Below are 15,564 nucleotides of genomic sequence, written 5' to 3' on the forward strand. Positions count from 1 at the left end.
AAGTGGGAAAGGGGAGTTAATATGGAAGCGGATAGTCTATGGCTCAGCTTACTGTTCGTGGCGAGCATGGTTCCCTTCATTGAGTATACACTTGCTGTACCAGTCGGTATTCTTTTTGTCAATCAACCCCCTGTACTGACCGTATTGGTATCGATTTTAGGCAATAGCCTCGGAGTCGTGCTTCTTGTGTTGCTTAGCGAAAAAATTCGCGGTTCGACACTGAAAAGACAAAACAGCCAGAAAAGCGGGCGACAGTCCAGCAAACAGATGGAAAAGACGAAGCATTTCCTAGAAAAGTATGGAATGCCAGGCGTAGGTATCCTTGCACCCATTTTGCTAAGCAGCCATATTGGCGCCGTAACCGCTGTTGCACTTGGCGTTTCACGCAGTTATGCGATTTTGTGGACGCTTATCGGTGTTGTCCTTTGGGCAATCCTTTTCGGCGTTGTTTGTGTGTATGCAAGCCATTGGCTTCTCCCGTTTTTTGGCCTATAGGCATAGGAAAAGCGCGGCAACTGATTAGATTGCCGCGCTTCAGACTGTAGGCAAACGCTCGCATACGTCGTCGTTTCCCTCACTCATATGCTTTGAAACGGTCGTTTCATGCGCAAGAAAACCGCTGTTCATGAACCCCCGTTTTATTCCCATCTTCCCTCGGCTGCACTCCTCGTCTGACAAGCGTTTTCTATCAGTCTGAGTAAGGTTAGCCTTGCATGTCTTGCGTGCCAAGTTGCTCGTTCGGATCTGAGAATACTTCTTTGTTAAGGTTGCCTGTCACTTTCGAAGTAAAGATGCCGGACACCATGCTGCCTGAAACGTTCAAAGCAGTGCGGCCCATATCAATAAGTGGTTCAACCGAAATAAGGAGGCCAGCAAGCGCAATTGGGAAATCAAGTGCGGACAAGACGAGAATGGCAGCGAAAGTTGCACCGCCGCCAACGCCTGCTACGCCAAACGAACTAATGGCAATGACCACAATTAACAGCAAAATAAACGTTGGTTCAAGGGGATTTTGTCCTACGGTTGGCGCAATCATAACGGCAAGCATGGCTGGATAAATCCCAGCACATCCATTTTGGCCGATTGATAAGCCGAATGAACCTGCAAAATTAGCGATGCCGTCTGGAACGCCTAATTTCTTTTGTGTCTGGATATTCATTGGCAACGCCCCTGCGCTCGTGCGTGAAGTGAACGCAAAAGCAAGCACCGGAAATGCCTTTTTTACATACGTAATTGGGCTGAGTCCAGTCGCTGCCAGAATGATCAAATGAATAACAAACATGACAATTAGTGCGATATAAGAAGCAAGTACAAACGTTCCAAGTGTGGAAATCGCCTGTAAATCACTTGTTGCAACTGTTTTAGTCATAATGGCCAAAACGCCATAAGGAGTCAACCGTAAAATTAATGTAACGACGCGCATAATGATCGCGTAAAGGGCATCAACGATGCTTTTAAACGTGTCGGCTGCTTCCGGCTGTTTGCGGCGTACACCTAAATAGGCGACGCCAAGAAAGGCAGAAAAGATCACAACACCAATGGCTGAAGTAGGTCGTTCGCCAGTTAGGTCAAGAAATGGATTAGCTGGGATTAGTTCGACAATTTGTTGCGGCAATGTCGCTGCTTCCATGCCAGCGTAACTTTCTTCAAGGGCATCGCCACGACTAAGTTCTGCTTCGCCTGCGGTAATGTCAATCGCTTCAAGTTGAAAGACGGATGAAGCAGTGATCCCAATGGCGGCGGCAATTGCTGTCGTAGCAATTAATGTGCCGAGAATCAAGGCGCTAATTTTTCCTAGATTCTTTGTTAACGTCATACGTGTAAACGCAGACAGAATTGAAATGAAAATTAACGGCATGACAATCATTTGCAAGAAACGGACATAACCGGTTCCTAAAATATTGACCCAATCCATTGATTGTTGGATAACAGATGAATCAGGGGCGAAGAAAAATTGGAGCAAAAGGCCGTATACAACGCCGGCTCCTAGCGCCAACAAAACACGAATCGAGAAAGATACGTGCTTTTTTTGCATGTAAAGCAACAGTCCAGCTATAGCGAGGACGATTGCAATAATCAACAAAGTTAAGAACAAGTCCATATGCTTAAACTCCTTTGGTTAAAATATACAACGTTCTTTATAGTATTCTGTATAATCATATGAGTCAAGTGGGAATTATATGTGAAGTGAGTGTATCATAGACTTTGTCCTACAGAAAAGGAAAACGCTCGGCGAATAAAGAAGGCATTGCCTATTCATTAGCGTTTTTTTAATAAGAAAAGTGGGAACGTTAAAAAGCAGTAAGCAATGTGAATGCATTAAATGATAAATGGTGGTGCTTGGAATGAAAATGAATACAAATTCGCTTACGATAAGCATCGTTTGCATGGCCTGTTTTTTAGTCGTAGCTTTTAGTTTAAACACCGCTTTTTTAGAGGAAGTCGACCAGTTGGCGTTAACATGGGCTGAGTCGATTCGTTTTGAACCGGTTACGACTCTCATGCATGTCTTTGCCTTTTTAGGGGCGACTAAAACGGTTTTCGTTTTGACAGGAGCGCTACTTATCATTTTGCTTGTTGTCCGTGCCTCGCACAAAGAATTAGCATTTACCGCTGTTACGATGGCGGCGACAGGTCTTGTTAATATGTTCGTAAAAGAATGGGTAGAGCGAGAGAGGCCAGCACAGTATATGCTAGTTGAATTGTCCTCGTACAGTTTTCCAAGCGGCCATTCAATGGGAGCAATGTCGTTTTACACGGTGCTCACCTTTCTGATTTGGAAGCGAGTGAACAAACAAAGGCACCGTGTAGCGTTTGTTGTTTTTGCGAGCCTCATGATTCTCATTATGGGATTTTCTAGACTATATCTTGGTGTTCATTATTTGAGCGATGTCATTGGCGGATATCTCTTAAGTGGTAGCCTTGTGTTTTTCTTGTTTTGGCTGTTCCAACCAAGAAAATCGAACGGATAAAAGGGGCATTTTTTATTGAGAGCGAGATTCTTTCTCATTTAGCCTTGATATTTTTTGTAAAAATGATAAGATAAATACGTAATTGATAATGAGTATCATTAGCTGTAGAGCAAAGGAGGCAAGCAGCATGTTTTATTCATGTTAACATTATGAAAATAAGATATTTACTCCCTTTGCTTTTGATTTTATCGTTTGCATCTTTATTTATTGGCGTACAGGATATATCGCCACTTGATTTGTTTCGTCTAGACGATGAAGATGTGCAAACACTCGTCATTAGCCGTATCCCTCGTCTATTAAGTGTATTGATTGTCGGTGTTAGTTTAAGCGTTTGCGGTTTAATTATGCAGCAGCTTACACAAAACAAATTTGTATCGCCGACAACAGCTGGAACAATGGATTGGGCTCGGCTTGGCATTCTTGTCGCCGTGGTTGTCTTTACTCAAGCAAGCACGTTGCAAAGGATGTTTATTGCATTTCTTTTTGCGTTGTTTGGAACGTTTCTTTTTATGAAAATACTGGAGCGCATTCGCTTTAAAAATGTCGTTTTTGTTCCGCTTGTCGGGCTTATGTTAGGTAGTGTGGTCAACTCAATCACAACTTTTCTAGCTTACCGATATGATTTAGTGCAAAGCTTATCTTCTTGGATGCAAGGGAGCTTTTCACTCGTTCTTAAAGGGCGCTATGAAATTTTATACATAGGCATTCCCCTTGTTGTCATTGCCTTTTTATTCGCAAATCGCTTTACAGTAGCAGGAATGGGGAAGGATTTTTCGACAAACTTAGGCTTAAATTATAACCAAATTATGAATATCGGCCTTTTCATTGTAGCGATGATCACGGCTACGATTGTCGTCACAATTGGCTCGATTCCTTTTTTAGGGCTAGTCATTCCAAACATCGTTTCGATTATAAGAGGGGACAACTTAAAAAACAGTTTGCCTCATACAGCGCTGTTAGGCGCCATTTTCTTGCTCGCTTGTGATATTTTAGGGCGTGTTCTCATTTATCCATATGAAATTCCGATTGGACTGGTCGTTGGGGTTGTCGGGAGCGCGATCTTTTTGTACTTGCTCTTAAGGAGACGATCTCATGCAGCCTAAATGGATCTATTTATTACTCGGCGCTGCGTTAGCAGCATTGATGGCTACTTTTTTGTTTATTGACATCGCCCCTGGAGCGTGGGACTATGCGTTGCCACGACGAGGAAGAAGCGTTGTGGCGATTATCATTGTCGGCGGGGCAATTGCTAGCTCTACCTTGTTTTTCCAAACAATCACAAACAACCGAATCCTGACGCCAAGCATCATAGGCCTTGATTCTTTATACATGCTTATTCAAACGTTGCTTGTTTTTTTGTTTGGGACGATCGGTCTTGTCGCGATAAACAAATATGTAAACTTTGGTTTATCCATTGTTTTTATGGTGTTGTTCGCTGTCTTGTTATATGCCTTGATGTTCAAAAAAGAAGGGCAAAATCTATACTTTTTGCTGCTTGTCGGCATTGTATTTGGCACATTGTTTTCAAGCCTATCGACGTTTCTGCAGGTCATGATTGACCCAAATGAATTTTTAACGATCCAAAATCGGATGTTTGCTAGTTTTAGCAATATCAATGTTGATTTGCTTTGGCTTTCTATCGTGATCCTAGCAGCAACAGTTCTTTACATTTGGCCGTATTTGAGATATTTGGATGCTATTTCCCTTGGGCGCGACCAGGCGATTAATTTAGGCGTTCCTTACGATAAGGCGATTAGAAAGTTTTTAGTTGTCATTGCTTTGCTTGTTTCTGTTTCAACAGCTCTTGTCGGCCCGGTATTGTTTTTAGGCCTACTTGTCGCGAACGTTGCAAGAGAGCTTATGCCAACCTATAAGCACACCCATTTAGCGATTACATCGGTTCTAGTTTCAAGCATTGCCTTGGTTGGCGGGACGTTGCTCGTCGAGCGCGTGTTCACTTACTCGGCTCCGCTGAGCGTTATCATTAACTTTGTTGGCGGAATTTATTTCATTTACTTGCTCTTAAGGGGGACGAAATCGACATGACCACCGCATTAATTGACCGAAATGCCATCCCGTTGCAAAAGCTTGATACACAGCCTGTAGGCATAGAAGTGACAAATGTCAGCAAACAATATGACGGAAAAAGAGTTGTCAACGATGTCTCGGTCAACGTCAGAAAAGGAACAATTACATCTTTTATTGGACCCAATGGTGCCGGAAAAAGTACACTGATTTCCATGATAAGCCGCTTGTCGAAAAAAGATGAAGGCACTATTTTGATTGAAGGACGTCCGCTTGAATCGTATCACAGCAAGGAACTGGCAAAGAAAGTTTCGATTTTAAAACAGGCAAACAACATCAACATCCGTTTGACCATTCGCGAACTTGTCAGCTTTGGCCGCTTTCCGTATTCACAAAACCGGCTAACGAAAAAGGATTGGACTTATGTCGAAGAGGCGATCGATTATATGGCGCTTCGCGACATTCAAGACAAATACTTAGACCAGTTGAGCGGTGGGCAGCGGCAACGTGCTTACATTGCAATGGTGCTTGCCCAAAATACCGATTATATCATTTTAGATGAACCGTTAAACAATTTGGATATGAAGCACTCTGTCTCGATTATGAAAACGTTGCGCCGTCTTGTTGATGAGCTAGGAAAAACGATTATGATTGTTGTCCATGACATTAATTTTGCCTCTTGTTACTCCGACTACATTGTGGCGATGAAAGACGGGGCAATTGTTGAAGAAGGTCGCTGCCATGAAATGATCAACTCAGACACACTCCGCAATGTGTACGATATGGAAATCGCAGTTGAAGAAGTGAATTGCAACCGCATTTGCGTCTATTTTAACTAAATAGTGGATGTCATTCATTTTGGAATGGAGGTGAAAAAGCAAAATCTTCAATCTAGAGAAATACTGACGATCGCATTAGGGGGCCTATAGAGAGAGAATAGAGGAGGCAATTAGACATGAAAAAACCATTTATGTGGGCATTAACAGCATTTGCAACAGTAAGTTTAGCCGCTTGCGGTACAAGTTCAGATGAAAATGAACAAACAAGTACTGGCGAAGGAACGAGCACAGAAGCGACTGAAGAAACGATCGAAGTGGAATCGATGAACGGCGAGATTGTTAAAGTACCGGTTAATCCAGAAGTGGTCGTTTCGTTTGACCATGGCATTACCGATTCGATTCGTGCGCTAGGTGGAGAAGTATCTGGAATCCCAAAAGCGAACAATCTCCCTGACTACTTGTCCGAGTTTGAAAGCGACGACTATGAGGATGTCGGTTCGTTGTTTGAACCAAACTTCGAGTTGATTCACAGCATGGAGCCAGACGTCATTTTCATTTCTGGCCGTGCGTCTGAGAACTATGAAGAATTAAGTGAAATTGCGCCAACGGTTTATATGGCAGTTGACAACGAAAACTTTATGGAATCGTTTGAAACCAATATGCGGACGCTAGGCGACATTTTTGAAGCGCAAGATGAAGTAGAAGAGCAGCTTGCAGGCATTCATGAAACGATCGATAAAGTAAAAGAGCGGGCAGACAACACAGATAAAAATGCATTGATTCTATCAGCCGATGAAGGGTCTGCCAGCGCATTCGGCGCAGGTTCGCGTTTTGGCATTATTCATGATGTCCTAGGTATCAAAACAGCAGATGACATTGAAGCTGAAAACCATGGGGAAACGGTTTCGTTTGAATACATTGCTGATGTAGACCCTGATTATATATTTATGATCGATCGAGGCGCTTCTATTGGCAACGAAGCAACAGCCACGCAAGTCATTGACAACGAGCTTGTCGACCGAACCAAAGCTGCACAAAACGATGACATTTATGTATTAGACGGCGAAGTTTGGTACTTAAGTGGTGGCGGCCTTGAATCGGTCAAGCTGATCGTTGATGAAATCGACGGCATGTTTGAGACAGAATAGGACGCTCCTTCTTAAAGTTGTCGACAAAGTCGATAACTTCTCCCAGAAACTTGGTTCCCATTAGGGAACCAAGTTTTTTGATTGGATGCCTTATGGTATACTAAGGCTTTCCTAGCGTTTCAGGAACTTGTAACAGCAGGAATCTAATTTGTTTTTTAAAAGGAACGGTTGATGTGGAAAGTACTTCATTCAGCTTATGGTTGCTCGCTTTAGCGGTATTGTTGGCTGCCGTTTGGGCGCTCCGTATCGCCTTTAGAAGAAAGAAGCGCACAGACGTAAGCAAAATCACGATAAAAGATATTGATCGCATGGAAGGCGGCGAGTTTGAGGACTATCTGGCAGTCGTGTTTGCGGCGCTTGGCTATGAAACGTACCAAACGGCGAAAGCGCGCGACTACGGTGCTGATTTAGTCGTTGTCGATGAAGAAGGGCACAAGTGGGTCATACAAGCGAAACGGTATAGCGCTAATCTTGGTTTAGCCTGTGTGCAAGAAGTGTATGGAGCGCAAATTTTTTATAAGGCTGACAAGTCATTGGTTATCACGTCTGCCGAAAAAGTGACAGAAGCATGCTGGAGGCTGGCCGCAGCGACAAACACCCATTTCTTACTACGTGAAGACCTCGAAGAGCTTGCTAGTTTGATACGTAAAGGCAAGCTTGAAGAAGCAAATTGGGTCGTGAAAACGCCGCAATTGCCTGAACCTGTTAAGGGAAAGCCAGCTTTAATCGAAGTCGAGCAGAGCCGAAAGCGTATTTCAGCCGGCGATTACTTCTACAAATAGCTAAAAAACAGCGAAGGCAACTTCGCTGTTTTTTAATTAAAAATAGGTGCTTAGTTCATGAACAATTCGTTTGATGCATGAATGGTCAGCCAGTAAATCGTATTCGCGAATATCGAGTCGCAAAACGGGGCAGGCAGAAAAGGAAGAAATCCAAGTTTCATAACGGTTGTACATTTCTTCCCAATAAGAAAGGGGCGTCTGTTTTTCCATTTCGCGACCTCGTGCTTGAATGCGGTCTAAAATCGAGTCAAAATCGCCATGCAAGTAAATCAGTACATCTGGACGGGGGAAGTAAGGCGTCATGACCATTGCTTCAAATAAACTTGTATAAGTTTGGTAATCGGTTTGCGTCATCGTACCTTTATCGGCGTGCATTTTCGCGAATATGCCTGTGTCTTCGTAGATCGAACGGTCTTGAATATAGCCACCACCTTCTTCTACCATTCGCTTCTGCTCTTTAAAGCGCTCAGCTAAAAAGTAAATTTGTAAGTGGAAGCTCCACCGTTCGAAATCGCGATAAAATTTGTCTAAGTATGGGTTGTTGTCTACTTTTTCAAAGGATGTTTTAAAATTTAGCTCGGCGGCAAGTGCGTGTGTCAAAGTTGTTTTTCCAACTCCAACTGTGCCAGCTACAGTAATGATAGCATTATTTGGGATATGTAACATTGGTAAGCTCCTTAATGGTTAACAGATGTAAGGCATGCATCAATTTTTGCAAACACAAAGTCCAAATCTTTCGGATTGGCGACAAAGTCAAGGTCGTCCGTGTCAATCGTTAAAACCGTTGTGTTCTCCTCTTTAGCGAGTTCTGCCATTGTCGCCTCATAATCGTCTGAGAGCTTGCGCAAATAATTGGGATCCATCTCTTTTTCAAAAGGACGCCCCCTTTTGGTAATACGGTTGGTTAGTGTCGACAAGCCTGCTTTTAAGTAAATGACGACTGTTGGCTTTGGCAATGGCTCGTTTAAAATTTGAAAAATACGTTTGTATTGGCGCCATTTGAACGCAGGCAGCGTTTGACGGGCAAAAATTAAGTTTTTGCATATGTGATAATCCGACACGACTGGTTTGTGATTAAGAACAGGGCAAATATCTTCTAATTGTTTGACGCGGTTGCACAGAAAGAACATTTCGGTTTGGAAACTCCATTCCTCCATATTGTCATAAAATTTTTCGAGAAAAGGGTTTTCTTCAACGATTTCAAGCAAGCATTCTCGCCCATAGTGGGTAGCAATCGCTTTGGCCAACGTTGTCTTTCCGACGCCAATCACTCCTTCTACACATATAAATGGGGTCGTCAATCCGTTTCCTCCTCGTTTTGCATGTTTACATGTGCTAGTGTACCACGTTTTGTGGTCAAGCAGTGTGAAAGTCGAACGTCAAAAAATGTGGTACACTTAAGGGAGTAAATGATGCGAAATGAGCAGAGGAGGGAGACTGCTGTAAGCAGTATGCGATGAACGAATTTGATAAAGTAATTGAACGCAGAGGAACCAATTCGATGAAATGGGATGGAACAAAAACGCTGTTTGGCGAAGATGACTTGTTGCCAATGTGGGTAGCAGATATGGATTTTAAAGCGCCGACCGCTGTTATTGAGGCTTTAAAGGCCAAAGTTGAGCATGGCGTTTATGGCTATGCGGCTCCTTCAATTGAGGCAGACGAAGCGATTGTGAACTGGGTTGACTCCCAGTACGGTTGGAAAATAGAAGCCGACTCGATCGTCCATGTCACAGGTGTTGTGCCGGCATTGAGCAATTTAATTAAAACCTTTACAAATGAAGGCGACGAAATCATTATTCAACCACCTGTATATTATCCGTTTTATAATGTTATCGAGAAAAACAAACGCCAACTTGTGAAAAATCCGCTTCTATTTGATGGAAGTCACTATAAAATGGATTTGGCTGGATTGGAGCAGGTGATCACAGACAATACAAAAATGCTTCTGTTGTGCCACCCACATAATCCAGGGGGACGCGTGTGGAGCAAAGAAGAGTTAAAAGCGCTGGCCGAAATATGTGAGCGTCACAACCTTTATGTGATTTCTGATGAAATCCATGCCGATTTGCTCTTTGAAGGGTACACACACACACCGTTTGCAACTGTTACAGAAACAATTGCAAACCGTACGTTTACAGCGCTTGCGCCAACGAAAACATTTAACTTGGCCGGCGTTCAAGGGGCCTACGTGATTATTGAAGATCCGAAGCTTCGGCTGGAATTCGTTAGAGAGCTGGAAGCCACATTTATGAATGGACGCAATATGTTCTCTGACATTGCCACCAAAGCTGCATACGAGCACGGAAAGCCTTGGTTAAAGGAGCTAATGGCATACATCCAAGCAAATTATCAGTATACTGTTGACTATTTGGCAACGTATATGCCGAAAATCGAGCCGATTCAACCACAAGGAACGTACTTATTGTGGCTCAATTGTCAAGAGCTCGGCCTTCACCCTGATGAACGGAAAAAATGGTTGCTCCAAGAAGCCAAAGTTGTACTCAACCCTGGTGCGATTTTCGGGGAAGAGGCTCGTGATTTCGAGCGTTTGAATTTGGCGACTTCTCGACAAACGCTTACTGAAGGGTTGGAGCGCATCCGGCGCGCTTATGAAAATAGGGGTTTTTGATGCAGGAAAGTCGTATTTAAAAGCGAATAAAATATATAGGTGTCTTGTCATCCTAATACGTCCGATTAAAGGAGTCGTTGCCTATATGAGCAAGCCTTTAAAATCATTGTCGGAAACCTTGGAGCAGGAATTTACACGCTCGTTGAACCGCGAATTAACCAAACCGGAAAAAGAACTGTTGGAATGGATTGAACAACGGCAGCTGTATCTCGCTTACGGGCAAATGAAGACATCTTAAATGACACTAGGGCAAGGCAAGACGTGGGGAGGAAGGTACTTGAAGACATTTAAACTGTATGCATTGCAAGTGATTGACGGGCAAGGGGGGAAAATGGAACAACACCCCGTTCCTTTTAATGACGGGCTCATTATCAATATGGAAAACGAAGACAAGACATGGTTTCTCGACGCCGTTGTCTCCAATGAAGATGCCCGTTTTTTTGAAAGGGAACAGGAAGCGGAGCGCCATATACTCGTTAGTGTCGTCATTACGAGCAAAAACAACCACCCCGCGGTTATGATTACTTCCATTGAAGCGATTACAGAATTGGATCAAGGAAAAAGTGTCGTATTAAAAGGGAAAATTGTTTCAGGCCGCGATGATGTGCTAGAGGATGTGTTTGAAGACATTCTCGCTGAAGGAATCGAACGGGATGACGTGGTGGATGAATTTAAACGGCGAGTCGAGAAGTTAGAGGCATATTCAGATAAAACCATTCAAGAAGTCTACCAAGACTTGAAAAAAGATAAAAATTACCATTTGCTTTAACCGAGGCAAAAGCAACGGAGACGCGTTCTTCCGTTGCTTTTTTCGTGGGCGGGCGGGTTGTATAGCTTTATCAATTTTGCTCCATAATAACAGGAAAATGAGTGGAAAAGGAGCGCCGTGATTGTGGGAAAAACAAAGAAAACATGGGGGTTGCTATCCCTTGCCTCCGTGCCGCTAGTCATGACGCTTGGAAACTCAATGTTGATTCCAGTGCTGCCGACTATTGGAAAACAATTGCAAATAAGCTCTTTTATGGTTAGTCTTCTTATTACTGTTTATTCCGTTGTGGCGATCGTGTTTATTCCCATTGCGGGCTATATTTCTGACCATGTAGGACGAAAGCCGGTCATCATCCCAAGTTTAATTGTTGCCGGGATTGGCGGACTGATGGCAGGGTTAGCCGCATGGAAAATGGACAATGCTTATTGGGTCATTTTAATTGGCCGGCTGTTGCAAGGAATCGGCGCGGCGGGGGCATCGCCGATTGTGATGCCTTTCGTCGGTGATTTGTTTAAAAACAACCAAGATGTTAGTGAAGGGTTGGGCATCATTGAGACTGCCAATACATTTGGCAAAGTGCTCAGCCCAATTTTTGGGGCAGTACTCGCTTCGATTATTTGGTATTTGCCGTTTTTTTCATTCCCTATCTTTTGTTTCGTCTCCATTTTTCTTGTCTTATTTTTAGTAGAAAGCCCGCCATTAGCCAAAAAGCCGAAAAACTTAACGCTTTTTTTAAAGTCGATGAAAAAGATTTTTAAACGGGAAGGGCGCTGGCTATATGTGGTGTTTTTTGTTGGTGGGATGTGTATGTACATTTTATTCGGCGTCCTTTTTTATTTGTCATCGTTTTTAGAAGAGACACACCATATTGATGGAATCAGAAAAGGCGTTATTTTAGCGTTTCCTTTAATGGCATTGTGCTTGGCGTCGTATGGGACAGGGCGGATCATTGGCCAAGACCAAATCAAAATGAAATGGATGACAGTGGCGGGGTTGTGCCTTCTTGCTGTTTCGACGTTTGTCGTTTCGTTTAATAAGGAATTGTATGTAATGCTGACAGCACTTTTTGCTGCAGGAGTAGGCATTGGCGCGGCGCTACCGAGCCTGGATGCGTTCGTGACAGAAGGGATTCCCATGGAACAGCGAGGGTCGGTTACATCATTTTATAACAGCATGCGCTTTGTAGGTGTAGCGATTGGCCCGCCATTGTTTGCTCTTTTTATGAAAGGGAACCATTTTTGGACATTTACGGGGAATGCACTCCTTGTGGTTTTGTCGGTTTTGCTTGTATTTTGGGGCGTACGGCCACATAAAAAAGTGTCACAGACTTGGCAATAATAGACGCATTGACCGCAATTGGCTATACTTTTAACAAAAGAGGAATACGAAAAAGGCGGTTGTATATGGAACATTTTATCGATCCCCAAGGGCAAAAGGTGAAACTGGTTCTCGGAAACGAAGAACGATTTACCGAGGCGGCGGGGCACGTCCTTGTGCTTCCCCGTTTTCAAAAGCAGTGGGTGCTCACTGAACACCGAGAGCGGGGCTATGAATTTCCAGGCGGAAAAGTGGAGGATGGCGAGACGACTAAAGATGCGGGTGTGCGCGAAGTTTGGGAAGAGACAGGGGCCCATATTGGCAGTATCGTTTATATTGGCCAATATCAGGTAGAGGGGCGGTCTGGAACGTCTTTTTGCAAGGATATTTTCGCAGCGGTTGTCACTGAAATGGAAAAAAAAGATTGCTATAAGGAAACAAAGGGGCCTCTTTTGCTAAAGGAGCTTCCGGCTACCTTGAAAGAGGACCCTCGTTTTAGCTTTATTATGAAAGACGAAGTTGTTCCCACAGCAACTGCCTATGCGATCGCACAAGGGCTTTTTTCGTAGCATGCAAAAGGGTACAAGGGCATGCTTAACGATGATGCTCGGTTATCCGTTTTTCGAAGCGCTCGACTGCAATGTACATAAGTGTTGCCAAAATCGCGATGACGAGCAGACTCATGAACACTAAGTTAAAGTTAAATACTTGGAATCCATAAATGATTAAGTAGCCTAACCCTTGCTTACTAACGAGGAATTCACCGACAATGACGCCGACCCACGATAACCCTACATTCATTTTTAGTGTTGAAACAATCACCGGTATGGTTGCTGGATACACGACGTGGCGGAATTGTTGCCATTTGGATGCAGAAAATGTTTGCAGTACTTTCAAATAGTTTTCATCTACTTCTTTAAATGCAGTGTAAACAACCATTGTTGTAATGATGACTGAAACGAGCATGCCCATAGCAATGACAGAAGTCATGTTTGGCCCAAGCCCAACGATCAAAATCGGGCCGATTGCTACTTTTGGCATTGAATTTAATACGACTAAAAACGGATCAAGGATTTCGGCCAGCCTTTTCGACCACCAAAGCAAAGCCGCCAATATCGTGCCGGCAAGCGTACCTAGCAGAAAACCAAGGACCGTTTCAAACATCGTCACTCCGGTATGGAGCCATAATGTCCCGGCGACAATATGCTCATAAAGCAAACCGAGGATGCGTGATGGCATGCTAAATAGCAGCGGGTCGATTAACGCTAAACGTGAGGCTGTTTCCCAACCGATAACAAGGGCAAATACAATCGCCAGCTGTGTGAGGCGAATGAATCGTTTTTCTTTTTGACGGGCAGTCATGTAATGTTGGTGCAGATCATGTGGTGTCAAGGCGTTCCAACTCCTTCCAAATGAGCTGAAATTGGTGGTTGAATTCTGGATGGTTTCGTACCTCAAAAGGAGAAAGTTGTTTCAGTGCTTGTGGAACTGAAAAAATTTGTGCGACACGCCCTGGCTTTTGCGTAAACAAAACGATCCGGTCGCTCATAGCAATCGCTTCGCCAATATCATGCGTTACAAGAATTGCTGTTTTCTGTTCCGACTTCAACGTTTTAAAAACGAGCTCCTCCAACTTTAGTTTTGTTTGTTGGTCCAATGCGGAAAAAGGTTCATCAAGCAATAGCAGCGACGGGTCAGTAGCCAACATGCGGACAAGGGCGACACGTTGGCGCATTCCTCCTGAAAGCGCTTGTGGGCGCTCGTGCCGTTTATCGCTAAGACCAAAGCGGTTCAGCCAACGCAGCGCTTTTTTTGCCGACAACTCTGTATAGCTGCCGCGAATCCGTTGACCGATGGTGATATTGTCTTCAATTGTTAGCCAAGGAAACAGATAATCATGTTGCAGCATATAGCCAATTTGGCCATTATTGGCGGTATCAAGAGACAGTGATCCTTCTGTCTGTTTAAGCAATCCAGCAATGATCGAAAGGATCGTTGTTTTGCCACAACCACTTGGGCCAATAAAAGAGACAAATTCCCCTTCTTTTACTTCAAGGGAAACATCTTTTAATGCTTGAAAAGCACCTGATTCGTTGACGTAAGTGAAAGAAAGTCGGTCAATGCGTAAGGATGCCATGATCGTGCCTCCTTATTCCATTCCTTGTTTGCTAATGTCATCATTGACAAGCTCGCTAAAGGGAATCGGTTCCGGTAGTTCTCCTGCTTCTTCCATGATTTCAAGCAACTGTGCCCATGCTTCTTCTGTTAACACAGGATCTTCGGCATATGAGCCTTGCTCTTTATAGCGTTCGACTGAACTTGCTAAAATGGCGGTAGGGGTGTCTTCAAAAAATGGCTCAATCGCTTTAGCCGTTTCCTCAGGAGACTGTGATTGGATTTGTTTTTGTCCTTCATAAAGGGCTGCACTAAAACGGACGAACAAGTCGGTATTCTGATCCAATACACTTTGTTTGGCCATAAAAGAAGTGTAGGGGACTTGCTTCACTTCAGTGCCGAAAGAGGCAACAACTGTACCAATTCCTTCCTCTTCAAAAAGCGAGGCTTGTGGCTCAAACAATTGAACATAATCACCTGTGCCAGAAGCGAAAGAACTGGAGATGTTGGCGAACTCGATATTCTGCAAAAGCGCTAAATCTGCGTGAGGGTCGATGTCATGCTGTTTCAGCACATATTCGCCAACCATTTGCGGCATGCCGCCTTTGCGTTGGCCTAAAAACGTGCTTCCCTTCAAATCTTCCCACTGAAAATCGCCTGTATCTTCTCTGGCAACGAGGAATGTTCCGTCTGTTTGCGTCAATGCTGCAAAGTTGATCGCCGGATCAGCAGCTTCCTGAGAAGCGACATAAATGGATGTTTCTGACCCTACTAGAGCGATATCAGCCCCGTCAGATAAAAGGGAAGTCATCGTTTTATCGCCTCCCCAAGTAGTTGTCAGTTCGATGTCAATCCCGTTATCGGCAAAATAGCCTTCGGCGATAGCGAGATAAAAAGGGGCGTAGAAGACAGACCGAGTCACTTCGGCAACACGCACCGTTTCTTTGTCCGTATTTTGACTACATGCCGCCAAAATAAGGCAGGCAATCGCTGTGCCAACAGCGATATTCCGTTTTTTCACGAGT

At 43.9% G+C, this 15,564-nt stretch carries 18 protein-coding genes; 12 read left to right on the forward strand and 6 right to left on the reverse strand.

Annotated features, from left to right (window positions below; all coding sequences use genetic code 11):
- The first annotated feature begins 21 nt into the window (after nt 1–21).
- On the forward strand, nt 22–495 hold the full coding sequence (locus N6H06_RS20780; RefSeq protein ID WP_062749839.1) for a small multi-drug export protein: 474 nt from the start codon (nt 22–24) through the stop codon (nt 493–495).
- A 208-nt stretch (nt 496–703) separates the two neighbouring features.
- Here the strand turns inward: N6H06_RS20780 and N6H06_RS20785 are convergent, their stop codons facing one another.
- A complete protein-coding gene (locus N6H06_RS20785; protein ID WP_062749838.1) occupies nt 704–2,101 on the reverse strand; it encodes an L-cystine transporter in 1,398 nt (465 codons plus the stop codon).
- Nucleotides 2,102–2,345: 244 nt separating this feature from the next.
- Between N6H06_RS20785 and N6H06_RS20790 the strand changes: the two genes are divergently transcribed.
- The 6 genes from N6H06_RS20790 (at nt 2,346) to N6H06_RS20815 (ending at nt 7,706) form a co-directional block, all read left to right on the forward strand.
- Entirely contained in the window at nt 2,346–2,972 is a 627-nt protein-coding gene (locus tag N6H06_RS20790; RefSeq protein WP_212954087.1) for a phosphatase PAP2 family protein, read from the forward strand.
- A gap of 149 nt (nt 2,973–3,121) precedes the next feature.
- Entirely contained in the window at nt 3,122–4,075 is a 954-nt protein-coding gene (locus N6H06_RS20795; protein ID WP_062749836.1) for an ABC transporter permease, read from the forward strand.
- Nucleotides 4,065–5,018 (forward strand): iron chelate uptake ABC transporter family permease subunit, encoded by a 954-nt coding sequence (locus N6H06_RS20800; RefSeq protein ID WP_062749835.1) that lies wholly within the window; start codon nt 4,065–4,067, stop codon nt 5,016–5,018. Before N6H06_RS20795 ends, N6H06_RS20800 begins: the two co-directional genes overlap by 11 nt.
- Nucleotides 5,015–5,836: an iron ABC transporter ATP-binding protein gene (locus tag N6H06_RS20805; protein WP_202968026.1), complete on the forward strand. Its 822-nt coding sequence runs from the start codon at nt 5,015–5,017 to the stop codon at nt 5,834–5,836. The genes N6H06_RS20800 and N6H06_RS20805 overlap by 4 nt, the downstream gene beginning before the upstream one ends.
- A 116-nt stretch (nt 5,837–5,952) precedes the next feature.
- Complete coding sequence (locus N6H06_RS20810) at nt 5,953–6,924, forward strand: siderophore ABC transporter substrate-binding protein (RefSeq protein WP_062749834.1); 972 nt, start codon at nt 5,953–5,955, stop codon at nt 6,922–6,924.
- 173 nt (nt 6,925–7,097) lie between these two features.
- Nucleotides 7,098–7,706, forward strand: coding sequence for a restriction endonuclease (locus N6H06_RS20815; protein ID WP_212954086.1), 609 nt, complete (start codon nt 7,098–7,100; stop codon nt 7,704–7,706).
- A gap of 36 nt (nt 7,707–7,742) precedes the next feature.
- On the opposite strand, the gene N6H06_RS20820 is transcribed toward N6H06_RS20815, so the two are convergent.
- Together N6H06_RS20820 and N6H06_RS20825 are read right to left on the reverse strand one after the other, a co-directional pair.
- On the reverse strand, nt 7,743–8,372 hold the full coding sequence (locus N6H06_RS20820; RefSeq protein WP_212954085.1) for a deoxynucleoside kinase: 630 nt from the start codon (nt 8,370–8,372) through the stop codon (nt 7,743–7,745).
- An 11-nt stretch (nt 8,373–8,383) separates the two neighbouring features.
- Nucleotides 8,384–9,007, reverse strand: a complete 624-nt coding sequence (locus tag N6H06_RS20825) for a deoxynucleoside kinase (protein WP_263707854.1) — start codon at nt 9,005–9,007, stop codon at nt 8,384–8,386.
- Nucleotides 9,008–9,162: 155 nt separating this feature from the next.
- On the opposite strand from N6H06_RS20825, the gene N6H06_RS20830 reads away from it, so the two are divergent.
- From N6H06_RS20830 to ytkD, 5 genes are all read left to right on the forward strand, one after another.
- Nucleotides 9,163–10,338, forward strand: coding sequence for a MalY/PatB family protein (locus tag N6H06_RS20830; protein ID WP_263707855.1), 1,176 nt, complete (start codon nt 9,163–9,165; stop codon nt 10,336–10,338).
- Nucleotides 10,339–10,423: 85 nt separating this feature from the next.
- Nucleotides 10,424–10,576 (forward strand): hypothetical protein, encoded by a 153-nt coding sequence (locus tag N6H06_RS20835; protein WP_193754518.1) that lies wholly within the window; start codon nt 10,424–10,426, stop codon nt 10,574–10,576.
- A gap of 39 nt (nt 10,577–10,615) precedes the next feature.
- Nucleotides 10,616–11,107 (forward strand): YwpF-like family protein, encoded by a 492-nt coding sequence (locus tag N6H06_RS20840; protein WP_062749830.1) that lies wholly within the window; start codon nt 10,616–10,618, stop codon nt 11,105–11,107.
- A gap of 123 nt (nt 11,108–11,230) precedes the next feature.
- Nucleotides 11,231–12,445 carry an MFS transporter gene (locus tag N6H06_RS20845; RefSeq protein WP_318527596.1) on the forward strand — a complete coding sequence of 405 codons (1,215 nt, stop codon included), beginning with the start codon at nt 11,231–11,233 and terminating at the stop codon, nt 12,443–12,445.
- Nucleotides 12,446–12,510: 65 nt separating this feature from the next.
- Nucleotides 12,511–12,993: an RNA deprotection pyrophosphohydrolase gene (gene ytkD / locus N6H06_RS20850; RefSeq protein ID WP_062749829.1), complete on the forward strand. Its 483-nt coding sequence runs from the start codon at nt 12,511–12,513 to the stop codon at nt 12,991–12,993.
- A gap of 25 nt (nt 12,994–13,018) precedes the next feature.
- Here ytkD and N6H06_RS20855 read toward each other — a convergent pair whose 3' ends face one another.
- Genes N6H06_RS20855 through N6H06_RS20865 form a run of 3 tightly spaced genes read right to left on the reverse strand, consistent with a single transcriptional unit; the run spans nt 13,019 to nt 15,560 of the window.
- Entirely contained in the window at nt 13,019–13,786 is a 768-nt protein-coding gene (locus tag N6H06_RS20855; RefSeq protein ID WP_062749936.1) for an ABC transporter permease, read from the reverse strand.
- Between the two features lie 16 nt (nt 13,787–13,802).
- On the reverse strand, nt 13,803–14,561 hold the full coding sequence (locus N6H06_RS20860) for an ABC transporter ATP-binding protein (protein ID WP_212954081.1): 759 nt from the start codon (nt 14,559–14,561) through the stop codon (nt 13,803–13,805).
- 12 nt (nt 14,562–14,573) lie between these two features.
- Nucleotides 14,574–15,560: an ABC transporter substrate-binding protein gene (locus tag N6H06_RS20865; RefSeq protein WP_263707857.1), complete on the reverse strand. Its 987-nt coding sequence runs from the start codon at nt 15,558–15,560 to the stop codon at nt 14,574–14,576.
- Between the last annotated feature and the right edge of the window lie 4 nt (nt 15,561–15,564).

Source organism: Shouchella tritolerans, from assembly GCF_025770735.1.
Classification (GTDB): domain Bacteria; phylum Bacillota; class Bacilli; order Bacillales; family Bacillaceae_D; genus Shouchella; species Shouchella tritolerans.